General features: G+C 63.0%; 23 protein-coding genes. 12 read left to right on the top strand and 11 right to left on the bottom strand.

The window, feature by feature from the left end; genetic code table 11:
• Positions 1–24: 24 nt before the first annotated feature.
• From JOE32_RS03265 to JOE32_RS03295, 7 genes are all read left to right on the top strand, one after another.
• Positions 25–687 carry an amino acid ABC transporter permease gene (locus JOE32_RS03265; RefSeq protein WP_015372301.1) on the top strand — a complete coding sequence of 221 codons (663 nt, stop codon included), beginning with the start codon at positions 25–27 and terminating at the stop codon, positions 685–687.
• Between the two features lie 11 nt (positions 688–698).
• On the top strand, positions 699–1,361 hold the full coding sequence (locus tag JOE32_RS03270) for an amino acid ABC transporter permease (RefSeq protein ID WP_003238123.1): 663 nt from the start codon (positions 699–701) through the stop codon (positions 1,359–1,361).
• A complete protein-coding gene (locus tag JOE32_RS03275) occupies positions 1,358–2,140 on the top strand; it encodes an amino acid ABC transporter ATP-binding protein (protein ID WP_209981388.1) in 783 nt (260 codons plus the stop codon). The genes JOE32_RS03270 and JOE32_RS03275 overlap by 4 nt, the downstream gene beginning before the upstream one ends.
• Positions 2,141–2,156: 16 nt before the next feature.
• Positions 2,157–2,546 carry a RidA family protein gene (locus JOE32_RS03280; protein WP_209981390.1) on the top strand — a complete coding sequence of 130 codons (390 nt, stop codon included), beginning with the start codon at positions 2,157–2,159 and terminating at the stop codon, positions 2,544–2,546.
• Positions 2,547–2,552: 6 nt separating this feature from the next.
• A complete protein-coding gene (locus tag JOE32_RS03285; RefSeq protein ID WP_209981394.1) occupies positions 2,553–3,317 on the top strand; it encodes an IclR family transcriptional regulator in 765 nt (254 codons plus the stop codon).
• Between the two features lie 9 nt (positions 3,318–3,326).
• Positions 3,327–4,535 carry an amino acid deaminase gene (locus JOE32_RS03290; protein ID WP_209981396.1) on the top strand — a complete coding sequence of 403 codons (1,209 nt, stop codon included), beginning with the start codon at positions 3,327–3,329 and terminating at the stop codon, positions 4,533–4,535.
• Between the two features lie 65 nt (positions 4,536–4,600).
• Positions 4,601–5,509, top strand: coding sequence for a sugar kinase (locus JOE32_RS03295; RefSeq protein ID WP_209981398.1), 909 nt, complete (start codon positions 4,601–4,603; stop codon positions 5,507–5,509).
• Between the two features lie 466 nt (positions 5,510–5,975).
• Here JOE32_RS03295 and JOE32_RS03300 read toward each other — a convergent pair whose 3' ends face one another.
• The 11 genes from JOE32_RS03300 to JOE32_RS03350 all read right to left on the bottom strand — a co-directional run bounded on the left by JOE32_RS03300 (position 5,976) and on the right by JOE32_RS03350 (position 19,372).
• Positions 5,976–6,251, bottom strand: coding sequence for a peptidylprolyl isomerase (locus JOE32_RS03300; protein WP_057010175.1), 276 nt, complete (start codon positions 6,249–6,251; stop codon positions 5,976–5,978).
• A 43-nt stretch (positions 6,252–6,294) separates the two neighbouring features.
• Positions 6,295–8,832 (bottom strand): PAS domain-containing protein, encoded by a 2,538-nt coding sequence (locus tag JOE32_RS03305; protein ID WP_209981400.1) that lies wholly within the window; start codon positions 8,830–8,832, stop codon positions 6,295–6,297.
• 161 nt (positions 8,833–8,993) lie between these two features.
• Positions 8,994–9,767, bottom strand: a complete 774-nt coding sequence (locus tag JOE32_RS03310; RefSeq protein ID WP_209981403.1) for a 3-hydroxybutyrate dehydrogenase — start codon at positions 9,765–9,767, stop codon at positions 8,994–8,996.
• A 227-nt stretch (positions 9,768–9,994) separates the two neighbouring features.
• The gene (locus tag JOE32_RS03315; protein WP_209981405.1) at positions 9,995–11,566 is read right to left on the bottom strand and encodes an ABC transporter ATP-binding protein; all 1,572 of its coding nucleotides are present in this window, start codon (positions 11,564–11,566) and stop codon (positions 9,995–9,997) included.
• A 10-nt stretch (positions 11,567–11,576) separates the two neighbouring features.
• On the bottom strand, positions 11,577–12,599 hold the full coding sequence (locus JOE32_RS03320; RefSeq protein WP_209981407.1) for an ABC transporter permease: 1,023 nt from the start codon (positions 12,597–12,599) through the stop codon (positions 11,577–11,579).
• On the bottom strand, positions 12,599–13,657 hold the full coding sequence (locus JOE32_RS03325) for a microcin C ABC transporter permease YejB (protein WP_209981409.1): 1,059 nt from the start codon (positions 13,655–13,657) through the stop codon (positions 12,599–12,601). The genes JOE32_RS03320 and JOE32_RS03325 overlap by 1 nt, the downstream gene beginning before the upstream one ends.
• Positions 13,657–15,516: an extracellular solute-binding protein gene (locus JOE32_RS03330; protein WP_209981411.1), complete on the bottom strand. Its 1,860-nt coding sequence runs from the start codon at positions 15,514–15,516 to the stop codon at positions 13,657–13,659. The genes JOE32_RS03325 and JOE32_RS03330 overlap by 1 nt, the downstream gene beginning before the upstream one ends.
• Positions 15,517–15,640: 124 nt before the next feature.
• The gene (locus tag JOE32_RS03335) at positions 15,641–15,922 is read right to left on the bottom strand and encodes a peptidylprolyl isomerase (protein WP_057010182.1); all 282 of its coding nucleotides are present in this window, start codon (positions 15,920–15,922) and stop codon (positions 15,641–15,643) included.
• A gap of 159 nt (positions 15,923–16,081) precedes the next feature.
• On the bottom strand, positions 16,082–16,930 hold the full coding sequence (locus JOE32_RS03340; RefSeq protein ID WP_209981413.1) for a metal-dependent hydrolase: 849 nt from the start codon (positions 16,928–16,930) through the stop codon (positions 16,082–16,084).
• A 16-nt stretch (positions 16,931–16,946) separates the two neighbouring features.
• Positions 16,947–17,837 (bottom strand): SDR family NAD(P)-dependent oxidoreductase, encoded by an 891-nt coding sequence (locus JOE32_RS03345; RefSeq protein WP_209981416.1) that lies wholly within the window; start codon positions 17,835–17,837, stop codon positions 16,947–16,949.
• Positions 17,834–19,372 (bottom strand): NAD(P)/FAD-dependent oxidoreductase, encoded by a 1,539-nt coding sequence (locus JOE32_RS03350; RefSeq protein WP_209981417.1) that lies wholly within the window; start codon positions 19,370–19,372, stop codon positions 17,834–17,836. The genes JOE32_RS03345 and JOE32_RS03350 overlap by 4 nt, the downstream gene beginning before the upstream one ends.
• Positions 19,373–19,574: 202 nt before the next feature.
• Between JOE32_RS03350 and JOE32_RS03355 the strand changes: the two genes are divergently transcribed.
• From JOE32_RS03355 to JOE32_RS03375, 5 genes are all read left to right on the top strand, one after another.
• Positions 19,575–20,636 carry an alpha/beta hydrolase gene (locus JOE32_RS03355; RefSeq protein WP_209981419.1) on the top strand — a complete coding sequence of 354 codons (1,062 nt, stop codon included), beginning with the start codon at positions 19,575–19,577 and terminating at the stop codon, positions 20,634–20,636.
• 296 nt (positions 20,637–20,932) lie between these two features.
• Entirely contained in the window at positions 20,933–22,213 is a 1,281-nt protein-coding gene (locus JOE32_RS03360; RefSeq protein ID WP_209981421.1) for an alkane 1-monooxygenase, read from the top strand.
• A 58-nt stretch (positions 22,214–22,271) separates the two neighbouring features.
• Entirely contained in the window at positions 22,272–22,766 is a 495-nt protein-coding gene (gene praA / locus JOE32_RS03365) for an alkane oxidation protein activator PraA (RefSeq protein WP_209981423.1), read from the top strand.
• 134 nt (positions 22,767–22,900) lie between these two features.
• Positions 22,901–23,404 (top strand): alkane oxidation protein activator PraB, encoded by a 504-nt coding sequence (gene praB, locus JOE32_RS03370; RefSeq protein WP_209981425.1) that lies wholly within the window; start codon positions 22,901–22,903, stop codon positions 23,402–23,404.
• A gap of 123 nt (positions 23,405–23,527) precedes the next feature.
• Entirely contained in the window at positions 23,528–24,937 is a 1,410-nt protein-coding gene (locus JOE32_RS03375) for an outer membrane protein transport protein (RefSeq protein WP_209981427.1), read from the top strand.
• Positions 24,938–25,086 lie beyond the last annotated feature (149 nt).

Genomic DNA, 25,086 nt, shown 5'->3' on the forward strand with positions numbered 1-25,086 from the left:
CGCCCCGAGCAGGTGCTGCCAACCATGAACTATCAGTTGAACTTTGCCGCCGTGTGGCGCGACTTCGACACCTTGCTGGCGGGGCTCGGCCTGGGCCTGACACTGGCGTTGATCTCGATCGCCATCGGTTGCGTGATTGGCCTGTTGATGGCCTTCGCCATGCTGTCCCGGCACCGTGCCTTGCGCATCCTCGCCTCGGTGTACGTCACAGTGGTGCGCAATACGCCGATCCTGGTGCTGATCCTGTTGATCTACTTCGCCTTGCCGAGCCTGGGTATCCGCCTGGACAAGATCCCCTCGTTCATCATAACCCTGTCGCTGTACGCCGGTGCCTACCTCACCGAAGTGTTCCGCGCCGGCCTGTTGAATATCCCCAAGGGCCTGCGCGAAGCCGGCCTGGCCATCGGCCTGGGCGAGTGGCGGATTCGCGCGTACATCAGCGTGCCGGTCATGCTGCGCAACGTGCTGCCGGCGCTGTCGAACAACTTTATCTCGCTGTTCAAGGACACGTCACTGGCCGCCGCCATCGCGGTGCCCGAGCTGACTTATTACGCCCGTAAGATCAATGTCGAAAGCTACCGGGTGATCGAAACCTGGCTGGTCACGACGGCGCTCTACGTGGCTGCCTGTTACCTCATCGCCATGCTGCTCCGCTACCTGGAACAGCGCTTGGCGATCCGTCGTTAGGAGCGGCCTCCATGTATCAATCCCCCAGTTGGCTGCAGGAACTGTGGATCGCCCGTGACACGCTTTGGGCCGGGTTCCAGGCCAGCGTCTACGTGTCGGCCCTGGCGATACTTTTCGGCACCCTGATCGGCATTGTCGCCGGCTTGATCCTCACCTACGGCAGGTTCTGGATGCGCGCGCCGTTTCGCCTGTATGTCGACCTGATCCGTGGCACGCCGGTGTTCGTGCTGGTGCTGGCATGTTTCTACATGCTGCCGGCGCTCGGCTGGCAGATCAGCGCGTTCCAGGCCGGTGCGGTCGGGCTCACGCTGTTCTGCGGTTCCCATGTGGCGGAAATCGTGCGCGGCGCCCTGCAGGCCATCCCCCGTGGGCAACTCGAAGCGGGCCGGGCGATTGGGCTGACGTTCTACCAGTCCCTGGGCTACGTGCTGTTGCCCCAGGCGCTGCGCCAGATCCTGCCGACCTGGGTCAATTCGTCCACGGAAATCGTCAAAGCCTCGACGTTGCTCTCGGTGATCGGCGTGGCCGAGCTGCTGCTCAGCACCCAGCAGGTGATCGCACGCACCTTCATGACCCTGGAGTTCTACCTGTTCGCGGGCTTTTTGTTCTTTGTCATCAACTACGCCATTGAATTATTCGGGCGCTACATTGAAAAACGGGTGGCCTTGCCATGAACCAGCCTCAAACAACCCAGCCGCTGCTGGACATTCGCGGCCTGCACAAACACTACGGCGAGCTCGAAGTGCTCAAGGGCGTCGACCTGAGCCTGCAGCGCGGCAACGTGGTAACGCTGATCGGCTCGAGCGGCTCGGGCAAGACCACGCTGTTGCGCTGCGTCAACCTGCTCGAAGAGTTCCAGGGCGGGCAGATCACCCTGGAGGGTGAGTCCATCGGCTACAGCGAAAGCAGCGGCAAGCGCGTGCGCCACCCGGAGCGTATGATCGCCCGGCACCGCGCGATGACCGGCATGGCGTTCCAGCAGTTCAACCTGTTCCCCCATCTGACGGCGTTGCAGAACGTCACGTTGGGCCTGTTGAAAGTCAAGAAGATGCCCAGGGACGAAGCGGTGGCACTGGCCGAAAAATGGCTGGACCGCGTGGGGCTGCTGGAACGGCGCAATCACTTTCCCGGCCAGTTGTCCGGCGGTCAGCAGCAACGTGTGGCGATCGCCCGGGCCATTGCGATGAACCCCAGCCTGATGCTGTTCGACGAAGTCACCTCGGCCCTCGACCCGGAGCTGGTCGGCGAAGTGCTCAGTGTGATCAAGGGCCTGGCCGAGGAGGGCATGACCATGTTGCTGGTCACCCACGAGATGCGCTTTGCCTATGAAGTCTCGGACAAAATCGTGTTTATGAACCAGGGCCGCATTGAAGAGCAGGGCAGCGCGAAAGAGGTGTTCGAGCGTCCGCAATCGCCGCGCCTGGCAGAATTTTTGAAGAACATTCGTTTTTAATCAGGAGCCTGTTTTTATGAGCATTACTCGTTACGGAGCCGGCAGCACCGCCGGAGGTGGTCAGCCTCGTCCTTTTGCCCGCGCGGTGGAAGCCGATGGTTGGCTTTATGTGTCAGGCCAGGTGCCTGCGGTGGACGGCGAAATCATCACCGGCGGCATCATCGAGCAAACCCGGCAGACCCTGCGCAATGTGGTGGCGATCCTCGAAGAGGCCGGCTACGAATTGAAAGACGTGGTACGCGTCGGCGTCTGGCTGGAAGACCCGCGCGATTTCTGGAGTTTCAACAAGGTCTTCGGCGAATACTTCACCCCGGAACACGCCCCGGCGCGGGCCTGTGTGCAGGCCAGCATGATGGTGGATTGCAAGGTGGAGATCGATTGTGTGGCCTACAGGAAAAAGGGCTGAACTGCCATGACCGAAGACCCCATCAAACGCCGCGCCAAGGGCCTGGACCGGGCATTCGATATCCTCGATTTTCTCAAGGAGGTCGGCCAGCCCCTGCGTCCGAATGATATTGCCAGCGGCATCGGCAGCCCCAAATCCACGGTCTACGAACTGGTCGCCTCGCTGCTGGAGCGGCGCATTCTGGAGACCGTGGGCAAGGACGGCCACGTCTATCTGGGCCGCCAGCTGTATTTTCTCGGCCAGGCGCACCTGCGCCATTTCGACCTGACCCGCGAGGCCGACCACGCCTTGCAGGAAATCGTCAGCCAGACCCACGAAACCGCGCAGATGTGCCTGCTCAACGGGCGCAAATACACGGTGGCGCTGATGCGCGAGGGCGAGCGGCATTTCCGTATTTCCTCGGACATCGGCGAAAACGCGCCGATCCCGTGGACTGCCTCCGGGCGCCTGTTGCTCGGGCACCTGAGCGACCAGCAGATCATCGACCTGATCGACCCCGACGACTTCATCCTGCCGGACGGCCAGCGCCTGGCGCTGGACACCTTCCTGGCGCAGATCCGCCAGGCCACCCTCGACGGCTTCTTTTCCTTCGACAGCGTGGCCGACACCTTCACCCACTGCTTCGCCGCCCCGGTACGGGACGCCCAGGGGGTAAGCATTGCCACCCTGTGCATCGTCGCGCCACGGGCCGACGCAATTACCCATTACAACGATTACCGCCGGGTGTTGATCGACAGCGCCAACCAGTTGGCCCGGCGCATCAACGAATAGGAGTTTTGCATGTCCGCCCTCAACGCCGTTGAAAAAGGCGCCGCCGCCGTCGGTGCCCATCTGGTCCGCGACGTCAGCCTGCCGGCCCTGGTCCTGCACCGCGACGCCCTGGAACACAACATTCGCTGGATGCAGAATTTTGTCCGCAGCAGCGGCGCCGAACTCGCGCCCCACGGCAAGACCAGCATGATGCCGGCGCTGTTTCAGCGTCAGCTTGCCGCTGGCGCCTGGGGCATCACCCTCGCCAACGCGGTGCAGACCCGCGCCGCCTACGCCGGTGGCGTGCGCCGGGTGTTGATGGCCAACCAACTGGTGGGCGCGCCGAACATGGCGCTGATCGCCGAGTTGCTGGAGGACCCGCAGTTCGACTTCCATTGCATGGTCGACCACCCGGACAACGTCGCCGACTTGGGCCTGTTCTTCGCCGCGCGCGGCCTGCGCCTGAACGTGATGATCGAATACGGCGTGGTCGGCGGCCGCTGCGGTTGCCGCAGCGAGCAGCAGGTGCGCGACCTGGCGGCGGCGATCAAAGCCCAGTCGGCCCTGGCCCTCACCGGTATCGAAGGCTACGAAGGGGTGATCCACGGCGAGCACGCCATCAGCGGCATCCGCGACTTCGCCGCGAGCCTGGTGCGCCTGGCGGTGGACCTGCAGGACAACGGCGCATTCGACCTCGCCAAGCCCATCGTCACCGCCTCGGGCTCGGCGTGGTACGACCTGATCGCCGCGTCCTTCGAACAGCAGAACGCCGCCGGCCGTTTCCTCAGCGTATTGCGCCCGGGCAGCTACGTGGCCCACGACCACGGTATCTACAAGGACGCGCAATGCTGCGTGCTCGACCGGCGCAGTGACCTCGACGAAGGGCTGCGCCCGGCCATGGAAGTCTGGGCCCACGTGCAGTCGCTGCCCGAACCCGGCTTTGCGGTGATTGCCCTGGGCAAGCGCGACGTGGCCTTTGACGCCGGTCTGCCGGTGCCGCTCAAACGCTACAGGGCTGGCATCGTGCCGGCCGAGGGCGATGACGTGAGTGCGTGCCAGGTCACTGCGGTGATGGACCAGCATGCGTTCATGACGGTGGCGCCGCAGGTTGAACTGCGTATTGGCGACATCATTTCGTTCGGCACGTCACACCCTTGCCTGACCTTTGACAAGTGGCAGGTGGGCTGCCTGGTGGATGACGAGTTGCGCGTGATCGAGTCCCTGCGTACCTGTTTTTAGACCGCGTTGCCTTCATCGCTGGCTTGCCTGCGATGAGGCCATCCGCCACACCGGAGAGCATCGCCATGACCACCCAACCGCGCATCGCCCTGATCGGCGAATGCATGATCGAACTGCAACACCGCGCCGACGGCAGCCTGCACCAGAGCTTCGGCGGCGATACCCTGAACACGGCGGTGTACCTGCGCCGCGAGCTGGGCGCAGTCGGCACCGTCGACTACGTCACCGCCCTGGGCGATGACAGTTTCAGCGATGCCATGTGCCGGCAGTGGACCGACGAGGGCCTGGGGCTGAGCATGGTCCAACGCCTGCCGGGGCGTCTGCCGGGTTTGTATTGCATCCAGACCGACGCCAATGGCGAGCGTAAATTTCTCTACTGGCGCAACGAAGCAGCGGTGCGCGACTGTTTCACCACGCCTGCGGCCGAGCCGATCCTGGCGGCGTTGCCGGGCTATGACCTGGTGTATTTCAGCGGTATCACCCTGGCGGTATTGGGTGAAATCGGCCGCGGGCGTTTGTTGCTGGCGCTGGCCGAAACCCGCAGGCGCGGCGGCAAGGTGGTGTTCGACAACAATTACCGGCCACGCCTGTGGGCCGATATCGAGGCAGCGCGGGTGGCGTATCGCAAGGTCATGGCCGAGGTGGACATCGCCTTGCTCACCGAAGACGACGAACAAGCGTTGTTCGGTTATGCCGACAGCGAGCAGGTGTTCGCGGCGTACCCGGCGATCACCGAGGTGGTGCTCAAGCGCGGCGCGGATGAGTGCCGGATTCGCTGCGACGGCGCACGCGTTGCCGTGCCGGCATTGAAGGTCGAAACGGTGGTGGATACGACAGCGGCGGGAGATTCGTTCAGCGCGGCATACCTGGCCGCCCGGCTCAAGGGCGGTTCGCCGCAGGAGGCTGCACTGGCGGGGCATCGGTTGGCGAGTCGAGTGATTCAGGTGCCGGGGGCGCTGATACCTCGGGGGTGAATGGCCGCCCGGGGCGGATCGGGAGCAAGCCCCCTCCCACATTTAATCGCGTTCACATTCCCCATTCCGGTCGGCTCTCAGGCCGCCGCGCTTTTGCTTTTGATCTGGAGCGCCCCGTCAAACACGCTGGCCGAACGCAGGTTTTGGAGCGTGGGTAACCCGGCAGGACGCCGGGTTAGCCGCGCTGGGCCAAGGATGGCCCATCGCGGCGGCCCACGCTCCAAAGCCTGCGTTCGGGCACACCGAGCCTGGGCGAGGTGCCGAGTGTTGGGGCAAGAGCCCTTTTGGTTACTTTTGGGGCTCTTTTCCAAAAGTGACCCGCCGTCAGGGCGGAACCCTAAGTCGCCGTTACCGAACAAACCGATATGTACACCGAAAAGTCGCACCGCTCGTAGCTTCGAGCATCACATTGGCTTAACTGAACGGCATTAGGGCTTGCCCACGATAGCGGTGCAAGGCCAACCCCTCAATCCCGGTAAAACACCTGCACCAGGTGATACCCGAACTTGCTCTTGATCGGCCCGTGAACCACCTTCACGGGCTTCTTGAAGATCACCGCATCAATCGCCCCCACCATCTGCCCCGGTCGCACTTCACCCAAATCACCGCCGCGCTTGCCCGATGGGCAGGTGGAATACTTCCTGGCCAGCACATCGAAGGCTTCGCCCTTGGCGATGCGCTGCTTGAGTTGTTCGGCTTCTTCGCTGGTTTTCACCAGGATATGACGGGCTTGGGCTTTCATCGTGTTCTACCAGGTGGGCGACGGCGCGCGATTATGCCTGAACTCATTCGGTCACGCCGATCATGCTGCGGATTTTGGTGGCCAGCAGATCAATCGAAAACGGCTTGGCCACCATGTCCATGCCGTCCTCGAGGAAGCCCTGGCGCTCGGCGGCTTTCTCGGCGTAACCGGTCATGAACAACACGCGCAGACCGGGACGATGCTGGCGTGCGATTTCTGCCAGTTGCCGGCCGTTCATGCCCGGCAGGCCGACGTCGGTCACCAGCAGGTCGACGCGCAAATCCGACTCCAGCAACGGCAGCGCCGCGCGGGCATCCGCGGCCTGGTGTGCGGTGTAGCCGAGTTCGTCGAGCACATTGACCACCAGCATGCGCACCGCCGCGTCGTCCTCGACCACCACCACCGCTTCACCGGCCAGGGCCACCGGCGCTTCGCTCAAGTGCGTCGGCAAACTGCTTTCCAGTGCGGTGCCGTGCAGGCGCGGCAGGTACAGGCGCACGCAGGTGCCCTGGCCCGGTTCGCTCTGGATGGTGACGTGGCCGCCGGACTGCTGGGCGAACCCGTAGATCATCGACAAGCCCAGGCCGGTGCCCTGGCCGATGGGCTTGGTGGTGAAGAACGGATCGAACGCTTTGGCGAGAATTTTCGGCGCCATGCCGCTGCCGTTGTCGCTCACGCCCAGCATCACGTAGTCGCCGGCCTTGACCGGTTCGAGGGTGGTGATATCGGTGCCGTCCAGGTAACTGTTGGCGGTTTCGATCAGCAGTTCGCCGCCATCGGGCATCGCATCGCGGGCGTTGATCACCAGGTTGAGCAGGGCGTTTTCCAGCTGGCTGGCGTCGGTGTTGACCGGCCAGATGTCCTGGCCCAGTTGCACCTTGAGCGAGATGTGCGCGCCCTTGGTGCGCTGGAACAGATCCTCCAGCGACGCCACCAGTTGATTGGGGTCGGTGGGCTGGCGGTCGAGCGACTGGCGCCGCGAGAACGCCAGCAGCCGGTGGGTGAGGGCGGCCGCACGATGGGCGGAGGACACGGCGGCGTCGGCAAAGCGGCCGATCTCTTCGCTGCGCCCGCCGGCGATGTAGCGCTGCATCAGGTCGAGGCTGCCGATGATGCCGGTGAGCATGTTGTTGAAGTCATGGGCGATGCCGCCGGTGAGCTGGCCCACCGCTTCCATTTTTTGCGCGTGGCGCAGCGCGTCTTCGGCGCGCTCGCGTTCGTACATCTCGTTCTGCAGGCGCTGGTTGGCCTCGGCCAGCGCCTGGGTGCGCTGGGCCACGCGTTCTTCGAGGTTCTCGTTGAGGTGGCGCAGGGCTTCTTCGGTGAGCTTGCGTTCGGTCTCGTCGATCACAAAGATATAAAAACCGTTTACCGAACCGTCGTTGCTGAAGCGCGGCAGGTACTTCATCAGCGCATGGCGCGGGCGCCCGTCGCGATGCGGCGTGAGGGTCATGAAGCTGCAGGCCTTGCCGCGCAGGGCAGCGGCGATCTTGTCCTGGCGGCCGGCATACACCTCGTCGCCGAGCACTTCGCGGATGGTCTTGCCGTACAGCTCCTGGGGCGTCATGCCGTACCACTCGAGGTAGGCGCTGTTGTTCAGGCGAAACCGCTGTTCATGGTCGACATAGCCGATCAGCACCGGCATCGCGTTGATGATCAGTTGCAGCTCGGTCTGGCTTTGGCGCAGGGCCTGTTCGGTGTGCTTGCGTTCGGTGAGGTCCAGCGCGGCGCCGAGGAAGCGCGCCGGCCGCCCCTGGGGGTCCTTGTAGCAACGACCGCGGGCGAATACCCAGCGCACTTCGCCGTCGGCCTGCATCAGGCGGTATTCCTCGGCGTATTCGGTGCCGAAGGTGATGCAATGCTTGATGCTGCGCGTGACCATGCCACGGTCTTCGGGGTGCACGCCCAACAGGTAGTCGCTGATCGGCAACAGGCTGGCCTGATCGGGGTCGACGCCGTGGAGGAAGGCGAAATGCGCGTCGGCGATAAAGCGGTCTTCGCCGATATCCCAGTCCCAGGTGCCCACCGCGTCGGTCGCCGCCAGTGCCAGTTGCAGGCGTTGCTCGGTATTGTGCTGGGCCTTGAGGCTGTCTTCGGAGCGTTGCTGCAGCTCGATGGCCTTGCGGCGGCGCTCGTTGGTCTCGATGGCGGTGACCAGGATACCAGCGACCTGGCGGCTTTCATCGCGCACCGGGCTGTAGGTGAGGTCGAGCCAGATCTCGGCGTCGCGCCCCTCGCGTTGCAGCACAAAGCGCTGCTCGCTGAAGGTGCGCACCTGGCCGCCGAGTACGGCATCGTAGATGGGGGCGGTGAAGTCCTGCAGTTCCGGCCAGGTGTGATGCGCCGGCTGCCCCAGTGCGTCCGGGTGCTTGTTGCCGGCCAGTTGGGCAAAACCATCGTTATACAACTGGATAAGGTCGTGGCCCCACAGCAGCAGCATCGGCATCGGCGAATGCACGACGATATCCACTGCGGTACGCAGGCTTTGCGGCCAGTCATTGGCCTCACCGAGGGGGCTTCGTGCCCAGTCCAGCCGCGCAATCAATGCGCCGGCTTCGCTACCGGTGGATGTTCCATTCATGAAAAAAGCCCTGAGCCTGACGCTTTGAAAAAATGACAACACCCATTATCCCGTGGGAAACGGCCGGGTGACTACCCTCGAAAAATAGCATGCCCTGGGGGTTTTTCTCTAAAACCCTCCGATGAGCTGAAACCTTTCATCTTCAGGGGTAAAGCCTTGCACTATTGCGCCAGCCAGCCGCCGTCGATGTTCCAGGCGGCGCCGCGTACCTGACTGCCGGCGTCGCTGCAGAGGAACAACACCAGCTCACCCAGTTGCGGCGGTGTGACGAACTCAAGCGACGGCTGTTTTTCGGCGAGCAAATCATGCTGCGCCTGCTGCGGGTCGACGCCCTTGGCGATGCGATCATCGATCTGCTTCTGCACCAGCGGGGTCAACACCCAGCCGGGGCAGATCGCATTGCAGGTGACGTTGCTGGCAGCCGTCTCCAGGCCCACCACCTTGGTCAGGCCGATCACGCCGTGCTTGGCCGCCACATACGCCGCCTTGCCCACCGAACCGACCTGACCGTGCACCGAGGCAATGTTGATGATGCGCCCCCAGCCCTTGGCCTTCATGCCCGGCAGGCCCAGGCGCGTGGTGTGGAACACCGAGGACAGGTTGATCGCAATGATCGAATCCCAGCGCTCCACCGGGAAGTCTTCCACCGCCGCTACGTGCTGGATGCCGGCATTGTTGACGAGGATATCCACGCCGCCGAATTCGCGCTCGGCGTAGGCGAACAGGTCGGCGAGCTGCGCCGGGTCGCTGACGTCGGCCGGGTGATGGCCGACCTTGCCGCCGAACGCCTGCACCTGGGCGATCACTGCGTCGGCGTCGCCGAAGCCGTTGAGGATCAGGTCGGCACCGGCCTCGGCCAGGCTCAGCGCGATCCCCAGGCCGATGCCGCTGGTGGAACCGGTGACCAGGGCGGTCCTGCCATGCAAATTCGTCATAAACACCTCACACAATTGCGTTGTGGCGAGCGGTTAAGCCCCGATGCCGTTCAGTTAAGCGCAGATTCCCTGTGGCGAGCAGGCTTGTCCTGCGTTGGGCTGCGCAGCAGCCCCAAAACCAGGCGCTGAGTCGTATCAGGTACACCGCGTTTTGCTGGATTGGGGGCGCTTCGCACCCCAACGCGGGACAAGCCCGCTCGCCACAAGTGATGGGTTTCCTGTATTTCTTACCGTGCAATGTGCGCGGCGGCCAGGAGTTCCCGGGTGTAGGGGTGCTGCGGCGCGTCGAACACCTGATGGCTCGGCCCGCGTTCCACCACCTTGCCGTCCTTGACCACGATCATGTCGTGGGCCATGGCGCGTACCACCGCCAGATCATGGCTGATAAACAGATACGTCAGGCCATATTTTTCTTGAAGTTCGCGCAGCAGCGTCACCACCTGTTTTTGCACCGTGCGGTCCAGCGCCGAGGTGGGTTCGTCCAGCAGCATCAGCGCCGGCTTGAGCACCAGCGCGCGGGCGATGGCGATGCGCTGGCGCTGGCCGCCGGAGAATTCGTGGGGGTAGCGATGCCGGCTGGCCGGGTCCAGGCCCACGTCCCTGAGCACCTGGATCACCTGCGCATCGCGTTCGGCCAGGCTGCACGGTGCATGCACTTCCAGCCCTTCGCCGATGATCTGCTGCACCGACATGCGCGGGCTGAGGCTGCCGTAAGGATCCTGAAACACCACCTGCATCTGTTTGCGCCACGGGCGCATCTGCTGATGGCTGAGGGGGTCGAGGGCTGCGTCCTGGAAGCGAATGCTGCCGGTAGAGTCGAGCAGGCGCAGGATCGCCTGGCCCAGGGTGGATTTGCCCGAGCCCGATTCGCCGACAATCCCCAGGGTCTTGCCGCGTTGCACGCTGAGGCTGATGCCGTCCACCGCCTGCAGATACGTCTTGCGGCGAAACAGCCCGCCGCCCAGCGCAAATTTCACGCTCAGGTCGTCCACCTGCAACACCGTTTCGCGGGTGTCGCTGCACAACGCTTCGCCCGAGGGCTCGGCGTCGAGCAGCAACCGGCTGTAAGGGTGCTGCGGCGCGGTGAACAGGGTTTCGCACGCGGCCTGTTCGACACTCTCGCCGGCCCGCATCACGCACACGCGCTGGGCAATGCTGCGCACCAGGTTGAGGTCGTGGCTGATCAGCAGCAGCGACATGCCCAGACGTTGCTGCAGCGACTTGAGCAGCAGCAGGATCTTGCGCTGCACGGTCACGTCCAGCGCGGTGGTGGGTTCGTCGGCGATCAGCAGTTGCGGCTCGCAGGCCAGCGCCATGGCGATCATCACCCGCTGGCGCTGGCCGCCGGACAGTTGGTGCGGATAGGCCTTGAGGCGCTCCCGGGGGTTTTGAATGCCCACCAGTTCGAGCAGTTCGAGGATGCGCGCCTGCGCCGCCTTGCCGCCCAGGCCTTTGTGCAGCAGCAGGGTTTCGCCGATCTGCTTTTCGATGCTGTGCAGCGGGTTGAGCGAGGTCATCGGCTCCTGAAAGATCATCGCAATGCGATTGCCGCGCAGTTTCTGCAAGGTGGCGGGCGCTGCGCCGACCAATTGCTGGTCACGGTATTTCACCGAGCCTGTGGTGTGGGTGCCGGCTTCGGGCAGCAGTTGCAGGATCGAGTGGGCGGTCACCGACTTGCCCGAGCCCGACTCGCCCACCAGCGCCAGGCATTCGCCCTCGCGCACGTCCAGGCTGAGGTTGCGCACCACGGTCTGGCCGCTGAACGCGACGCACAGGTCGCGGATTTCGATGAGGTTCATAGGCAGTCACTCATGAGCGGGGGTCGAAGGCATCCCGCAGGGCCTCGCCGATAAACACCAGCAGCGACAGGATCAGCGCCAGGGTAAAAAACGCCGTCAGGCCCAGCCACGGCGCTTGCAGGTTCTGCTTGCCCTGGGCGATCAGCTCGCCCAGCGAGGCACTCCCAGCGGGCATGCCGAAGCCGAGGAAATCCAGGGCGCTCAAGGTGGAAATCGCACCGGTGAGGATAAACGGCAGGTAGCTCAGGGTGGCGGTCATTGCATTGGGCAGGATATGCCGGCCAATGATCTTGCCGTCGCCCAGGCCCAGGGCGCGCGCGGCCTTGACGTACTCCAGGTTGCGCCCGCGCAGGAACTCGGCGCGCACCACGTCCACCAGGGCCAGCCAGGAAAACAGCGCCATGATCCCCAGCAGCCACCAGAAATTGGGCTCCACGAACCCCGACAGGATAATCAGCAGGTACAACACCGGCAGCCCCGACCACACTTCAAGGATGCGCTGCCCGAGCAGGTCCACCCAGCCGCCGTAGTAACCCTGCAAGGCCCCGGCGGCAATGCCGATGGCGCCGCTGATGGCCGTGAGGGCCAACGCAAACAGGATCGATACGCGCGCACCGAAGATCACCCGCGCCAGCACATCGCGGGACTGGTCATCGGTGCCCAGCCAGTTCACCGCCGAGGGCGGGCTGGGGGCAGGGCGGGTCAGTTCGTAGTTGGGCGTGTCGTCGCTGAACGGAATCGGCGGAAACAGCATCCAGCCGCCGTCCTGCTTGATCAGGGTTTGCACGTAGTCACTGCGGTAGTCGGCCTGGAACGGCAACTGCCCGCCGAACTGTTGCTCGGTGTAGCGCTTGAACACCGGAAAATACAGCTCGTTCTTGAAGCTCAGCACCAGCGGTTTGTCGTTGGCGATCAGCTCGCCGCCGAGGGTGAGCATGAACAGGCCGATAAACAGCCACAGCGACCACCAGCCCCGGCGGTTTTTCTTGAAGCGCTCGAAACGGCGGCGTGCCACGGGAGACAGATTGAGCATCAGGCGTTCCTCGCGGCGAAGTCGATACGCGGGTCCACCAGGGTGTAGCAGAGGTCACCGATGAGTTTTATCAGCAGGCCGAACAGCGTGAAGATGAACAACGAGCCGAACACCACCGGGTAGTCCCGCGACACTGCCGCTTCGTAGCTCATGCGGCCCAGCCCGTCGAGGGAAAAAATCACCTCGATCAGCAGCGAGCCGGCGAAGAACACGCTGATGAACGCCTGGGGAATGCCCGAAATCACCAGCAGCATCGCGTTGCGAAACACGTGGCCGTAAAGCACGCGGCGTTCGCTCAGGCCCTTGGCGCGGGCCGTCACTACGTATTGGCGGGTGATTTCATTGAGAAACGAGTTTTTGGTGAGGATGGTCAGCGTGGCGAACCCGCCGATCACCAGCGCGGTGACCGGCAGCACCAGGTGCCAGAAGTAGTCGGCAACCTTGCCCACGGTACTCAGTTCGTCGAAGTTGTCCGAGACCAGGCCGCGCACCGGGAACCAGTTCAGCGAGGTCCCGCCGGCGAACACCACGATCAGGAACATCGCGAACAGAAACGCCGGCATCGCGTAGCCGATCACAATGGCGGTGCTGCTCCACACATCGAAGCTGCTGCCATGGCGCACTGCCTTGCGGATGCCCAGGGGGATCGACACCAGGTAGGTGATCAAGGTGGCCCACAGGCCGAGGGAGATCGTCACCGGCATTTTTTCCAGGATCAGCTCGATCACGGTTTTGCCGCGAAAGAAGCTGTTGCCGAAATCCAGTTGGGCGTAGTTGCTGAGCATCAGCCACAGACGCTCCGGGGCCGGTTTGTCGAAGCCGTACTGCTTTTCGATGTCCTTGATCAGCTTGGGGTCCAGGCCTCGGCTGGCGCGCGAGGCGCTGATGCTTTCGCCCGCGCCGGCCCCCACGCCGCCGCCGCCGATCCCCTGCAGGTGGGCGATAGCCTGTTCCACCGGCCCGCCGGGCGCGGCCTGCACGATGACGAAATTCACCAGCAGGATGATCACCAGGGTCGGGATGATCAGCAGCAGGCGCCGCACGATATAGGCAAACATCAGCGGGCACCTGCGCGTTTTTTCAGTGCGGCGTTCATTTGTTCATGGGTCAGCGGTGTGGGGCTGATTTCCCACCAGGTTTCCAGGGCTTCGTCATTTTTGGCCTCGATGGCCGGGCGACCGAAGCGGTTCCACCACGCGGCGGAGGTGCCCGGCGGGTAGTAATTGGGAATCCACAGGTAGTTCCATTGCAGCACCCGGTCCAGAGCGTGGGCGTAGGTGAGCATCTGCGCCTGGGTGTTTGCCTTGACCAGGCCTTTGATCAGGCTGTCGACGGCCGGGTCCTTGAGCACCATGTAGTTGTTGGCGCCGGGGTCATGGGCGGCCGCCGAGCCAAAGAAGTTGTACAGCTCCATCCCGGGCGAGGGGGTGACTGGAAAGCCTGTGACGATCATGTCGTAGTCCCGCGCCATCACGCGGTTGACGTACTGCGAGGAGTCGATACGGCGAATGTTCAGGGTGATGCCGATCTGCGCCAGGTTGCGTTTGTAGGGCAGCAGCAGACGTTCCATGCCGGTCTGCGTGTTGAGGAAAGTGAATTCCAGCGGTTCGCCCTGGGCGTTCACCAGCGTGTCGCCCTCGGGTTTCCAGCCGGCTTCCTCCAGCAGGGCCAGGGCCTGCAGCTGTTTATCGCGGATCACGCCGCTGCCGTCGGTGACCGGCGCCTTGAACACCTGGGTGAACACCTCGTCGGGCACCTGGCCGCGCAGCGGTTCGAGAATCGCCAGCTCTTCCTGGGTGGGCAACTGGGTGGCGGCCAACGGGCTGTTGGAGAAGAAGCTCTGCTGGCGAATGTAGAGGTTGTGCATCATCTGCCGGTTGGCCCACTCGAAGTCCCACAGCATCGCCAAAGCTTTGCGCACGCGGCGGTCCTTGAACAGCGGATTCTGCACGTTGAACACGTAGCCCTGGGCCGGTTGCGGCATCTCCCTGGCCAGGTGCGCGCGTTGCAGACGGCCGTCGTCCAGCGCCGGGCCGTTGTAGCCGATGGAATAACCGGTGGCGGAGAACTCACGGTTGAAATCGTAGGCGCCGCCGCGCAGCACCTGGCGCGCCACCTCGGTGTCGCCAAAGTATTCCAGGCTCAGGTGATCGAAGTTGTACAGGCCACGGCTGACCGGCAGGTCCTTGCCCCACCAATCGGGGTCGCGGGTAAAGGTGATGGTGCTGCCCGAATCGATCTTGCTGACCTTGTACGGGCCGCTGCCCAGGGGCGCTTCATAACCGCCGCCGTTGGCGAAGTCGCGGGTTTTCCACCAGTGCTCGGGCAATACCGGCAGGGTGGCCAGGTCCAGGGGCAGAGTGCGGTTCTCGTTGCTGGAAAAGTCGAAGCGCACCTGGCGCTCGCCTTCGACCACCACCTGTTTGACATCGGCGAACAGCGTGCGAAAACGCAGGCTGCCCTGGGTCATCAGCAGGTCGTAGCTGTAGCGCACGTCTTCGGCGGTAATCGGTGTGCCGTCGGCAAACCGTGCCTTGGGGTTGAGGTAAAAACGCAATGACAGGCCATCGTCGGCGCGTTCCATCTTTTCCGCCACCAGGCCGTAGACCGTGTAGGGCTCATCCAGCGAGCGTTGGGCCAGCGGGGAGTAGAGCCAGCCGTCGACCTGGGACACGCCGATGCCTTTGTCGATATAGGGCAGCACATGGTCGAAACGGCCGATCTCCAGCGCCGAACGGCGCAGCGTGCCGCCCTTGGGCGCATCGGGATTGGCGTAGTCGAAGTGGCTGAAACCGGCGGCGTATTTGGCCGGCTCGCCGTAGACCGTCAGGTAGGTCTGCGGAGCTGCGGTCACGGCCGTGCTGGCCAGCAGCAGCGCCAGGATGGAGCTAAGGAGTGGGGGAAACGCCAATCGCATGGTCAGCCTTGAGCGCCGGGTGAAGAATGAGGGCTGTACGTTAGCGGCTTACGGGTCGCCCGTCACCCCATGCACAACGGCCCGCCAGAAGGCGGGCCGTTGTTGGGGCATCAGCGCGGCAGGATCAGTCCTGGCGGCTGGTGACTTCCAGCAGGTGATAGCCGAACTGGGTTTTCACCGGGCCTTGCACGGTGTTGACCGGGGCGCTGAACACCACGCTGTCGAATTCCTTGACCATCTGGCCCGGACCGAACGAACCCAGGTCGCCGCCCTGACGGCTGGATGGGCAGCTGGAGTTGGCTTTGGCGATTTCTGCGAAATCGGCGCCGCCTTCGATTTGGGATTTCAGTTCGTTGCACTTTTCTTCAGTGGAAACGAGGATGTGGCGGGCGGTGGCTTTGGCCATTTGAGATAACTCCTTGATGTAAAAAGGGTGAGCGTACTGGATTCAGGTGGTTATTTGTTGGCAAAGTTCCACGGGGTTTTCGATCGGGCAGACGAGCGCGCCACGGTCCTGTGGCGCGCCCGCTCGCCACAGGAATAGTCAACGCGCTGTTTGATGGGTTTAAAGGCTGGCCGACTCATAGGTAGTGCGGGTCTGTTCGATCTCTTCGACCAGCCCATCGATGCCCGCCAGGCGGGCGCGGTTGTCATGGTCCCAGGGGTGAAAACCGGGTTTGAAATAATGCAGCCACGGCACCAGCATCCGCGGGAAGACGCCTTTGGGGCCGTACAAAAATTTGCACATGCGCCAGAACCCCTTCAAATGACCGCCGGCCTTGCGGTCGGCAAACAGCAGGCGTACATGGAAATCCAGCACCACCAGCCAGAAGAACAGGGTCGTGAACAGCATGGTGCCGGTGCGCAGCAGGTAACGCTTGGGGCCGGGCTTGATGACGCGGTTCCAGACATCGAACGCCACGGCCTTGTGCTCGGTTTCTTCAAGGGCGTGCCAGTACCACATCTGCTGGTAGCCCTTGAGTGAATCGCCGAAGCGCGAGGGGTCGCTGAGGAGGATTTCCGCAAGCATCGCGGTGTAGTGCTCAAGGGCTATGGTCACCGCCAGGTTGAAGGACGGCGGCAGGTGTTTTTTCTGCAGATCGAGAATCACCTTGAGGCGGCTGTCCAGTTTATGCGCCGGCAATCCCGCGTCCTCCAGCAGGTTGTTGTAGGCCACGTGCTCACGGCTGTGCATGGCTTCCTGGCCGATAAACCCCTGGATTTCCTTTTTCAGCGCAGGATCATCGATGCGCGAGCGGTAGTGGCGCACGCTGTCCATGAAGAACAGCTCGCCCTGGGGAAACAGCAGCGACAGCGCATTGAAGAAATGCGTGACGAACGGGCCTTGTTCATGCCAGTTCTTGATGCGCTCGGCAGGCAAGGCAAAACGGATATCGCGACGGATAGGCAACATGGTGCGTGCTCCTTTTTCAGAGACGGGGTTCGTCGTTGGGTTCGAACACAGGCCTGCGCGGCTTGGGCGCCATGCGTTTGCTGGCGAACACCACCAGCGCCTGGTAGGCGGCCGGCAGGCAACGGGCGAGCAGGTCGAGGAAATACGCGTCGCGGCCGATCAGCACCCGGCGCTTGTTTTTGCGCACGCCTTGCAGGATCACCCTGGCGGCCTGGTCGGCGTCGGTGATGAAGAGTTTTTCGAAGTCGGCGCGGGCCTGTTGCTCGCTGTGGATCAGAAAGCCGGTCATGTTCGCGTCGATGCGGCTGCTGCGGCAGATGTCGGTGCGAATGCCGCCGGGGTGCACGCAGGTGGCGGACACGCCGCAGCGTTGCAGATCCAGCTCCTGGCGCAGCGCCTCGGTAAAGCCGCGCACGGCAAATTTACTGGCGTTGTAGCCGCTCATGCCGGGCTGGGCAAACAGGCCGAACACGCTGGAGGTGTTGATGACATGGCCGTTGCCGCTGGCCTTGAGGTGCGGCAGGAACGCCTTGGTGCCGTGCACCACACCCCAGAAGTTGATCCCGATGATCCATTCCAGGTCGCTGTAGCTCACGCCCTCGACGGTGCTCGACAGCGCCACGCCGGCGTTGTTGAACACCAGGTTGACCGCGCCATGCTCTGCCACGCAGCGCGCGGCCCAGTCGTCCACGGCCTGGCGGTCGGCCACATCCAGCACCTGGGTGGTGACCCGCACTGGCGACAGGGTCGAAGACCGAATCAACGCTTCGGTGTGCTCCAGGCCCTGGCGGTTCACGTCCGCCAGCGCCAGGTGACAACCTTCGCGCGCCAGCGCCAGGGCCAATGCGCGGCCCATGCCGGACGCCGCGCCGGTAATGGCCGCCACGCGGCCGTCGAATGACTTCATGACAGGCTGCCTTCTGCAGTGGAATGGGGCGCAGGCGTTGCGCGCGTGGGCGCCGGGACGGGGGCCAGGTCGACCCCATAGTCCTTGAGCGCAAAGTGCCGGGTGAGCTGCCTGAAACGCCAGGTGGAGCCCGGCCATAACGTGGTGTTCTTGCCGGTGCGCGGGTCGAGGTACCAGCTCTGGCAGCCGCCGGTGTTCCAGATGGTGCGCTGGAGTTTGTCCTGCAATTGGCTGTTCCAGGCCTGTTCGACGGCAGGCTTGACGTCCACCGTGGCGATGCGTTTGCGCTGCATCTGTCGCAACGCATCGAGGATGTAGGCGACCTGGGCCTCGATCATCAGAATCATCGAGTTGTGCCCCAGCCCGGTGTTGGGCCCGACAATCAGGAACAGGTTTGGATAGCCCGGCACCGTGGTGCCTTTATAGGCATGTGCGCCGTCGTGCCAGGTGTCCATCAGGTCAACGCCGTGGCGCCCGATGATGCAGTCGCGGGGCAGGGGATCGCTGGCCTGGAAACCGGTGCCGAAGATCAGGCAGTCGACCGGGTGCTTGATGCCGTCGGCGGTGACGACGCCGTCGGCTTCGATGCGCAGCACCGGGTCGGTCACCACCTCGACATTGCTGCGCGACAGCGCCGGGTAGTAGTCGTTGGAGATCAGCACACGCTTGCAGCCGAGGGTGTAATCCGGCGTGAGGGTCTTGCGCAGCGATGGGCGGGCGACCTGCCTGCGCAAATGACGCAGGGCGATTTTCTGCACCATTGTCATCAGCCGGGGATGCAGGGCAAAGCCCACCACGCGGCCTTCGAGCGTCCAGTAAAAGGCGCTGCGGACCAGCCGCTGGGTGAAGGGCAGGTGTTTGAACAGCCAGCGTTCGCCGGCGGAAATCGGTCGGTCGGGCTTGGGCATGATCCACGGCGGGGTGCGCTGGAACAGGTCCAAGTGCGCCACCTGCGGTGCAATCTGCGGCACGAACTGGATGGCACTGGCCCCGGTGCCGATCACTGCGACACGCTTGCCCTTCAAGGAATAGTCGTGGTCCCACTGCTGGGAGTGGAAGCGCTTGCCCTTGAAACTCTCCAGACCCGGAATGTCCGGCAGCGCCGGGCGCGACAAGCCGCCCATGCCCGACACCAGCACCCGCGCGCTCACCTGGCGGCCATCGCTGAAGCTCAGTTGCCAGCGCTGCTGGTGTTCATCGAACACCGCGCGTTGCAGGCCCGTGCCAAACCGCAGGTAGGGCGCCAGTTCAAAGCGCTGCGCGCATTGCTCGAGGTAGGCGCGGATCTCGGCCTGCGGCGCAAATTGCCGCGACCAGTGCGGGTTGGGCGCAAACGAAAACGAGTACACGTGGGACTGCACATCGCAGGCGCAGCCGGGGTAGTGATTGTCGCGCCAGGTGCCGCCGAGGGTCTGCGCCTGCTCGGCAACAAAAAAGTCGTTGAAGCCAGCCTGCTTGAGCTGGATGGCCATGCACAGGCCGGCGAAGCCTGAGCCGATGATGGCAATGTCGATTGATTCACGCTGGGTATTCATGGGCAGTCCCTCATGGGCATCGGGTGCGCTCCTGTTTTTTGGATGAAACACCATTGCAAAGGAAATTTGAATTACATATTTTAAAAAAGATTTTAAATAATCTACCTGAAAAATTCGCCCACGCCAGGACCTTGTTTGGTATGTGCGCCTTGTCCGACGGACGCGCACGCTATGAGTGAGGCCCGCAAGCAGGGCAGGGACGATGGCTGAGGCCTCGATCAATACCGGTCGGGTCGCCAGCTCCAGGGAAGCGGAGGACGAAGCGATGGCTGTCGAATGGGGTGTGGCTGCAGCGGTGTTTGTCGGTGCAAGCGCGGTGTTGTGGGGCTTGAGTGCGTGGATGACGCGGCGCATAGAAGCGGCCGTGCCGCGCAACGGGCGGGTGGTGGAGGTCAAGGGCGAGCGCTTTCATTATGTCGAGGAGGGCAGCGGCCCCCCGCTGGTGATGATTCACGGCCTGATGGGCAGCAGTCGCAACCTCACCTATGCCTTGTCTGGCCGCTTGAGTGCACACTTTCGCGTGATCAGCGTCGACCGCCCGGGCTCCGGCTATTCCACCCGTGGCAAAGGCACGGCGGCGGACCTGCCGGCCCAGGCGCGGCAGATCAGCGACCTTATAAATACCCTGGGCCTGCATAAACCGCTGGTGCTGGGCCATTCCCTGGGCGGCGCGATTGCCCTGGCGCTGGCGCTTGATCATCCCGAGACGGTGTCCGGCTTGATTCTGGTGGCGCCGCTGACTCATCCCCAGCGCCTGTTGCCGCCGGTATTCCTGTCCCTGGCCGTGCGCCCGGCGTGGCTGCGCCGCTGGGTCGCGCGCACGCTGACCTTGCCCATCGGCCTGTTGACCCAACGTTCGGTGGTCAAGGGCGTGTTCGCGCCGGATGCCGCCCCGGCCGATTTTGCCACCCGAGGCGGCGGTTTGCTGGGCATGCGTCCTGACAATTTCTACGCAGCCTCCACCGAGATCAACCAGGTCAACGATGACCTGCCGCACATGGTGGCGCGCTATCCGCAACTGACCTTGCCGATCGGGCTGATCTATGGCTCGCGGGACAAGGTGCTCGACTTGCGCAAACACGGCCAGGCCCTGGCCAGCAAGGTGCCCGGGCTCAAGCTGCAGGTGGTGGAGGGCTGTGGGCACATGCTGCCGATTACGGCTACCGAACGGGTGGCGGCGTTGGTGGAGCAGGTCGCCAGACGTGCCCGAACGGGAGAAAACGCCGCGATTGCGCCTGCGCCACTTGCCCTGGTGCATCCGTAGCGTGGCGATTCGACGCGCGATTTCACGGCGTCAACGCCCGCGCTGCAGACCTGACCGAACAGCTGAAAAACAGACTGCCCGGTCACGCAAAAAAGGGTTGAAGAAATAGTTGACGAGCTAACGATTCCGCGCTATTTATTTAAAAAAATTATTTCAATGTGTAATTTGAAACAGTTTTTGAAATGCCTAAGAGCGAATAAAATAATGAAAAAAACGCCTTTTATCGCATGGCTGACTGCAGCAGGCAGTCAGCGCTCCATCAACCCGCCTGCCGCCCAGCGTGCGCGGAGGCTGCCATGAATCAGACCCTGGCAGCACCAGGCGTGTGGACCGACGGCAAGCGCCACCTGTGGTGGCTGGGCATCATGCCGCTGGCCACGCCCTTGCTCTCTGGCGCCCTGGCCATCGCCACCGGCGTTCAATCGTTGTGGTGGGTGGGCGTGCTGGTGATCTTCGGCCTGATTCCCCTGATCGACGGTCTGCTCGGCGAGGACGTCAGCAACCCGCCCGAGTCCGCCGTCAGCCACCTCGAAAGCCAAAGCTACTACCGCTGGATCGTCTATATCGGCGTGCTGTTCGTGATCGCTTCGGTGGTGGTCACCGGTTGGCTGGCGGCCGGCGGCATCGACTGGATCATCAACGGCGGCCTGCTGCGCGCCACCGCCACGCTGGATCCCGCCAGTGGGTTGGCAAAAGCCGCCGCCTTTATGACCGCGCGCACCGAGTTGCACGGCGCGGTTGGCTGGTTCACCTACCTGGGCATGGCGATGTCCACTGGCGCGGCCACCGGCATTGCCATCAATACCGCCCATGAGCTGGGCCACAAGCCTCGTCCGCTGGAGGTGTTCCTGGCCAAGGTGACCCTGGCGCCGACCTTCTACGGGCACTTTTACACCGAACACAACCGTGGCCATCACGTGCGGGTTGCCACCCCGGAAGACCCTGCCAGCTCCCGGCTGGGCGAAAGTTTCTGGGCATTCCTGCCGCGCTCGGTGTGGTTCAGCGCCCGTTCGGCGTGGAATCTGGAGCGTGAACGCCTGCGCAAACTCGGCCTGCCGGCCTGGCACTGGAAAAACGCCGTGTTGAGCGCGTGGATGTACAGCGTGGTGTTGTGGGGCGCGATGATTGCCTGGCTGGGCGCCGCAGTGATTCCGTTTCTGATCATTCAGGGCGTGTACGGCTTCTCGTTGCTGGAAGTGGTCAACTACGTCGAGCACTACGGCCTCAAACGCCAGAAGTTGCCCAATGGCCGTTATGAACGTTGCTCGCCGCGCCATTCGTGGAACAGCAATCGCATCGTCACCAATATCTTTCTGTTCCAGCTGCAACGGCATTCGGACCATCACGCCAACCCCACCCGCAGCTACCAGTCGTTGCGTCACTTTGATGAGTCGCCGCAACTTCCCTACGGCTACGCCAGCATGATCGTCTGGGCGTATGTGCCGTACCTCTGGCGCCGCCGTATGGACCAACGCGTGCTCAATCATTACGCCGGCGATCTCTCACTGACCAATCTTCAACCGTCACAGCGCGCGAAGTATCTGCACCAGTACGGTCGCGGCGCTGCGCCCCATTGAAGCTGCAATAACGTTGTATGACCCGAACAACAATAATTTCAAGGGAAGGACGTCCACCATGCAAACACCTGCCAGGTTCATCTCTTCTATCGTTCTGGCCGCGTTGGGCCTGATCGTCTACCACCAGGCCCAGGCCGCGCGCATCGAGCCCGCCGGCGGTGCCTTTACGGCGCAGGGCCCGATCAGTTTTTCCAAGGGCAAGCTGATCAGCGCCGACTGCACCATCAAGGTCGCCGGCAAGGTCGCGGCCGATGGCTCCTCGGTGAATGTCGACAAGGTCGAGTTCGACGGCGGCCTCAAGTGCAGCCGCGTCGAGGCCATCAATCTGCCCTGGGTGCTGATCGCCCGGGACACGCAAAGCGGCTCCATGTCCAGGATCAGCGTCGACGTGCATGCCTTCGGCCTGGGCGGCAAGTGCGGCCCGTCGACTGCCGATGGCACCTGGGATAACGCCACCGGCAAGCTGGAGGCCCGCGATGTGCCGATTGGCGAGGACTGCAGGATCAAGTCGGTGTCGATCAAGATGCCGCCCACTTTCAAAGTGGTCGACTGAGTACGCGGATTTGTTACAGCGGTAAATGCATTGAAATTTGGCTGGAAAGGGAAGTTCTGCAGTTTCACCGTGACCTCTCGTTCATGGCCATTACCCCTGGCGAAATGATTCGCCACAACATGTGAGGAAAAACAATGAAAAGCTTGAAAACCCTCGTTTGTGCAACGTCGTTTGCCCTGTGCTTTGGCGCGGCGTCGATGGCTAATGCGGCAACTATCGCGCCGGCCGGCGCCGGCTTCTCGACGGCAGGCTCCATCACTGTGACGTCGCCTGCCTCGCTGAACCTGCCCGTCACCTGCAACATCACCTTCACCGGTACCGTCGCAGGCAATGGTGCGAGCGCTGCCATCACCGGCGCTTCGGTCAGTGGTTCCAACTCCCTGTGCAGCGTGCCGGTGCTGCAAGGCCTGCCCTGGACGCTGAGCGTCGCCAGCGGGGGCCCGGATGCGTTCACCGGGACGGTTTCCGGGGTGAACTTCAAGATCCTCAACAACTGCTCGAGCTCGCCGGTGACCATCAATGTCAACTGGAGCAACTCCACCAACACCTTGAGCGTCCCAAGCGCCCAGACCGTGGGCAGCTGCAAGATCACTGCACTGACCGCCGTGCCGAACCCTGCGTTTACCGTGACGCCCTGAGGGCCCGGAGCGCTTGACGTGATGATCACACGTTGAAACACGCAAGTGCCTCGCAAGAGGCACTTGTTGCGGCAGGCCAGGTCGGGACAGCCGATCCTGGAGGATAAAAATAAGGAGTGGAGCATGAATAATAAGAAACGGCAGGCCCGCACGTTGTTGAGCCTGGCAGTCCTCGGCGGCCTTATCGGTGTAACGGGTCAGACGCAAGCCGGCGGTTTTGGCACGCCGACCTTCGGCGCTCCCGGATGGGGGCGTGCCTTCGGTGGCGGCTCGCTGTTCCAGAACGATCCTTCGGCGGCCTATAACAACCCGGCGGCCATGGCCTTTATCGATCACAACATCTCGCAGTTCACCGTTGATTACGCGCGTATCAACATCAAGTACAAGGGCACGGCCAAGGATTATGCCGGCAATGCACCGGCCAGCGTCGACCCCACGGATTTCAGTTCCACGCCTCGGACCGGCGACGGTGGTCAGGGCGGCTTCACCGCATGGTTGCCAACCGGCTTCATGGTAATGCCGATCAACGATCGCTTTGCCTTCGGCTTGAGCCAGGTGGTGCCGATGGGTGCGCGCACCACGTGGGACCAGGACTGGATCGGCCGCGACTTTGCCGTCGATACCCACATTGAAACGGTCGGTGTCACCGGCTCGTTATCGTTCAAGGTCAACGATCAGTTTTCGCTGGGCGGTGGCGCCATCGTGCAGCACACCAAGGGCTTTGTGAGCCAGAACCTTGACCTGTATTCGGCCGCGGCGCTGTCGCCGAACATCGGTCTGCCGTTCCCCTCAGGCGTAGGCTCCGCGCTGATGCGCGTGAAGGTGGATAACACCTCCGTGGGCTGGTTTGCCGGGGTGGTCTGGAAACCGACCGATGTCGACACCCTGGGCCTGAACTACCACGCAAAAATCAAGAACAAGCTGGAGGGCAAATACAACATCTACGCCGACGAGACCAACAGGACGTTGATCGAAAGCGGCCTGCCGTCGCTGGCTTATCCAGGGCTGAACCTCAACGCCAACGGCGCCAATGCCTCGGCGCAACTGGACGTGCCCGCCAACGCCTCCGTTGACTGGGTCCACCAGTTCAATGACCGCCTGACCTTGGGCGCCAGCGTCACCTGGACCCAGTGGTCGTCGTTCAAGGCGCTGACGTTGAAGTCCGACGGCCAGCAAATCGTGTCGATTCCCTATAACTACAAGGACACGTGGATGGTGTCGTTGGGCGGTGACTACAAATTTACCGATGACTTCACCTTCCGCGCCGGCGTGGCCACCGACCAGACGCCTACGCGCAACTCCACGCGTGACCCGCGTATCCCGGACGGGGATCGGATTTTCGCGTCCCTGGGCTTCGGCTACAACATTCGCGCCATTCCCGGTTTGAGCATCGACGGTGCCTACTCGCGGCAATTCGTCGAGAAAGCCAAGCTCAGGACACAAAACCAGGATCGTCTCGGTGGGGCGACGCTGGACGGCAAGGCCGATGCGAAGGGCGAGGTGGTCAGCCTGTCGGCGACCTACGCGTTCTGACCTGTCGCCATGGGTCGCGCAGGCGACCCATGGCGATGCAATCAAGTAACAGGCGGCTGACCGGGTCGGCTGCTTTTTTTGGCTCAAGCATTAAATAAAAATTTCAAAGTTTAATTTGAATTTGCTCCGTCCTGAAATCGAGAGAGGTG

Origin of the sequence: Pseudomonas sp. PvP025 (genome assembly GCF_017832155.1) — a bacterium.
Taxonomy (GTDB): domain Bacteria; phylum Pseudomonadota; class Gammaproteobacteria; order Pseudomonadales; family Pseudomonadaceae; genus Aquipseudomonas.

Bases quoted from the DNA above. Each gene is read 5' to 3' on its own strand.
- JOE32_RS03265 (WP_015372301.1), top strand. From the start codon at position 25: ATGAACTATCAGTTGAACTTTGCCGCCGTGTGGCGCGACTTCGACACC.
- JOE32_RS03270 (WP_003238123.1), top strand. From the start codon at position 699: ATGTATCAATCCCCCAGTTGGCTGCAGGAACTGTGGATCGCCCGTGAC.
- JOE32_RS03275 (WP_209981388.1), top strand. From the start codon at position 1,358: ATGAACCAGCCTCAAACAACCCAGCCGCTGCTGGACATTCGCGGCCTG.
- JOE32_RS03280 (WP_209981390.1), top strand. From the start codon at position 2,157: ATGAGCATTACTCGTTACGGAGCCGGCAGCACCGCCGGAGGTGGTCAG.
- JOE32_RS03285 (WP_209981394.1), top strand. From the start codon at position 2,553: ATGACCGAAGACCCCATCAAACGCCGCGCCAAGGGCCTGGACCGGGCA.
- JOE32_RS03290 (WP_209981396.1), top strand. From the start codon at position 3,327: ATGTCCGCCCTCAACGCCGTTGAAAAAGGCGCCGCCGCCGTCGGTGCC.
- JOE32_RS03295 (WP_209981398.1), top strand. From the start codon at position 4,601: ATGACCACCCAACCGCGCATCGCCCTGATCGGCGAATGCATGATCGAA.
- JOE32_RS03300 (WP_057010175.1), bottom strand. From the start codon at position 6,251: ATGAAAGCCCAAGCCCGTCATATCCTGGTGAAAACCAGCGAAGAAGCC.
- JOE32_RS03305 (WP_209981400.1), bottom strand. From the start codon at position 8,832: ATGAATGGAACATCCACCGGTAGCGAAGCCGGCGCATTGATTGCGCGG.
- JOE32_RS03310 (WP_209981403.1), bottom strand. From the start codon at position 9,767: ATGACGAATTTGCATGGCAGGACCGCCCTGGTCACCGGTTCCACCAGC.
- JOE32_RS03315 (WP_209981405.1), bottom strand. From the start codon at position 11,566: ATGAACCTCATCGAAATCCGCGACCTGTGCGTCGCGTTCAGCGGCCAG.
- JOE32_RS03320 (WP_209981407.1), bottom strand. From the start codon at position 12,599: ATGCTCAATCTGTCTCCCGTGGCACGCCGCCGTTTCGAGCGCTTCAAG.
- JOE32_RS03325 (WP_209981409.1), bottom strand. From the start codon at position 13,657: ATGTTTGCCTATATCGTGCGGCGCCTGCTGCTGATCATCCCGACCCTG.
- JOE32_RS03330 (WP_209981411.1), bottom strand. From the start codon at position 15,516: ATGCGATTGGCGTTTCCCCCACTCCTTAGCTCCATCCTGGCGCTGCTG.
- JOE32_RS03335 (WP_057010182.1), bottom strand. From the start codon at position 15,922: ATGGCCAAAGCCACCGCCCGCCACATCCTCGTTTCCACTGAAGAAAAG.
- JOE32_RS03340 (WP_209981413.1), bottom strand. From the start codon at position 16,930: ATGTTGCCTATCCGTCGCGATATCCGTTTTGCCTTGCCTGCCGAGCGC.
- JOE32_RS03345 (WP_209981416.1), bottom strand. From the start codon at position 17,837: ATGAAGTCATTCGACGGCCGCGTGGCGGCCATTACCGGCGCGGCGTCC.
- JOE32_RS03350 (WP_209981417.1), bottom strand. From the start codon at position 19,372: ATGAATACCCAGCGTGAATCAATCGACATTGCCATCATCGGCTCAGGC.
- JOE32_RS03355 (WP_209981419.1), top strand. From the start codon at position 19,575: ATGGCTGAGGCCTCGATCAATACCGGTCGGGTCGCCAGCTCCAGGGAA.
- JOE32_RS03360 (WP_209981421.1), top strand. From the start codon at position 20,933: ATGAATCAGACCCTGGCAGCACCAGGCGTGTGGACCGACGGCAAGCGC.
- praA (WP_209981423.1), top strand. From the start codon at position 22,272: ATGCAAACACCTGCCAGGTTCATCTCTTCTATCGTTCTGGCCGCGTTG.
- praB (WP_209981425.1), top strand. From the start codon at position 22,901: ATGAAAAGCTTGAAAACCCTCGTTTGTGCAACGTCGTTTGCCCTGTGC.
- JOE32_RS03375 (WP_209981427.1), top strand. From the start codon at position 23,528: ATGAATAATAAGAAACGGCAGGCCCGCACGTTGTTGAGCCTGGCAGTC.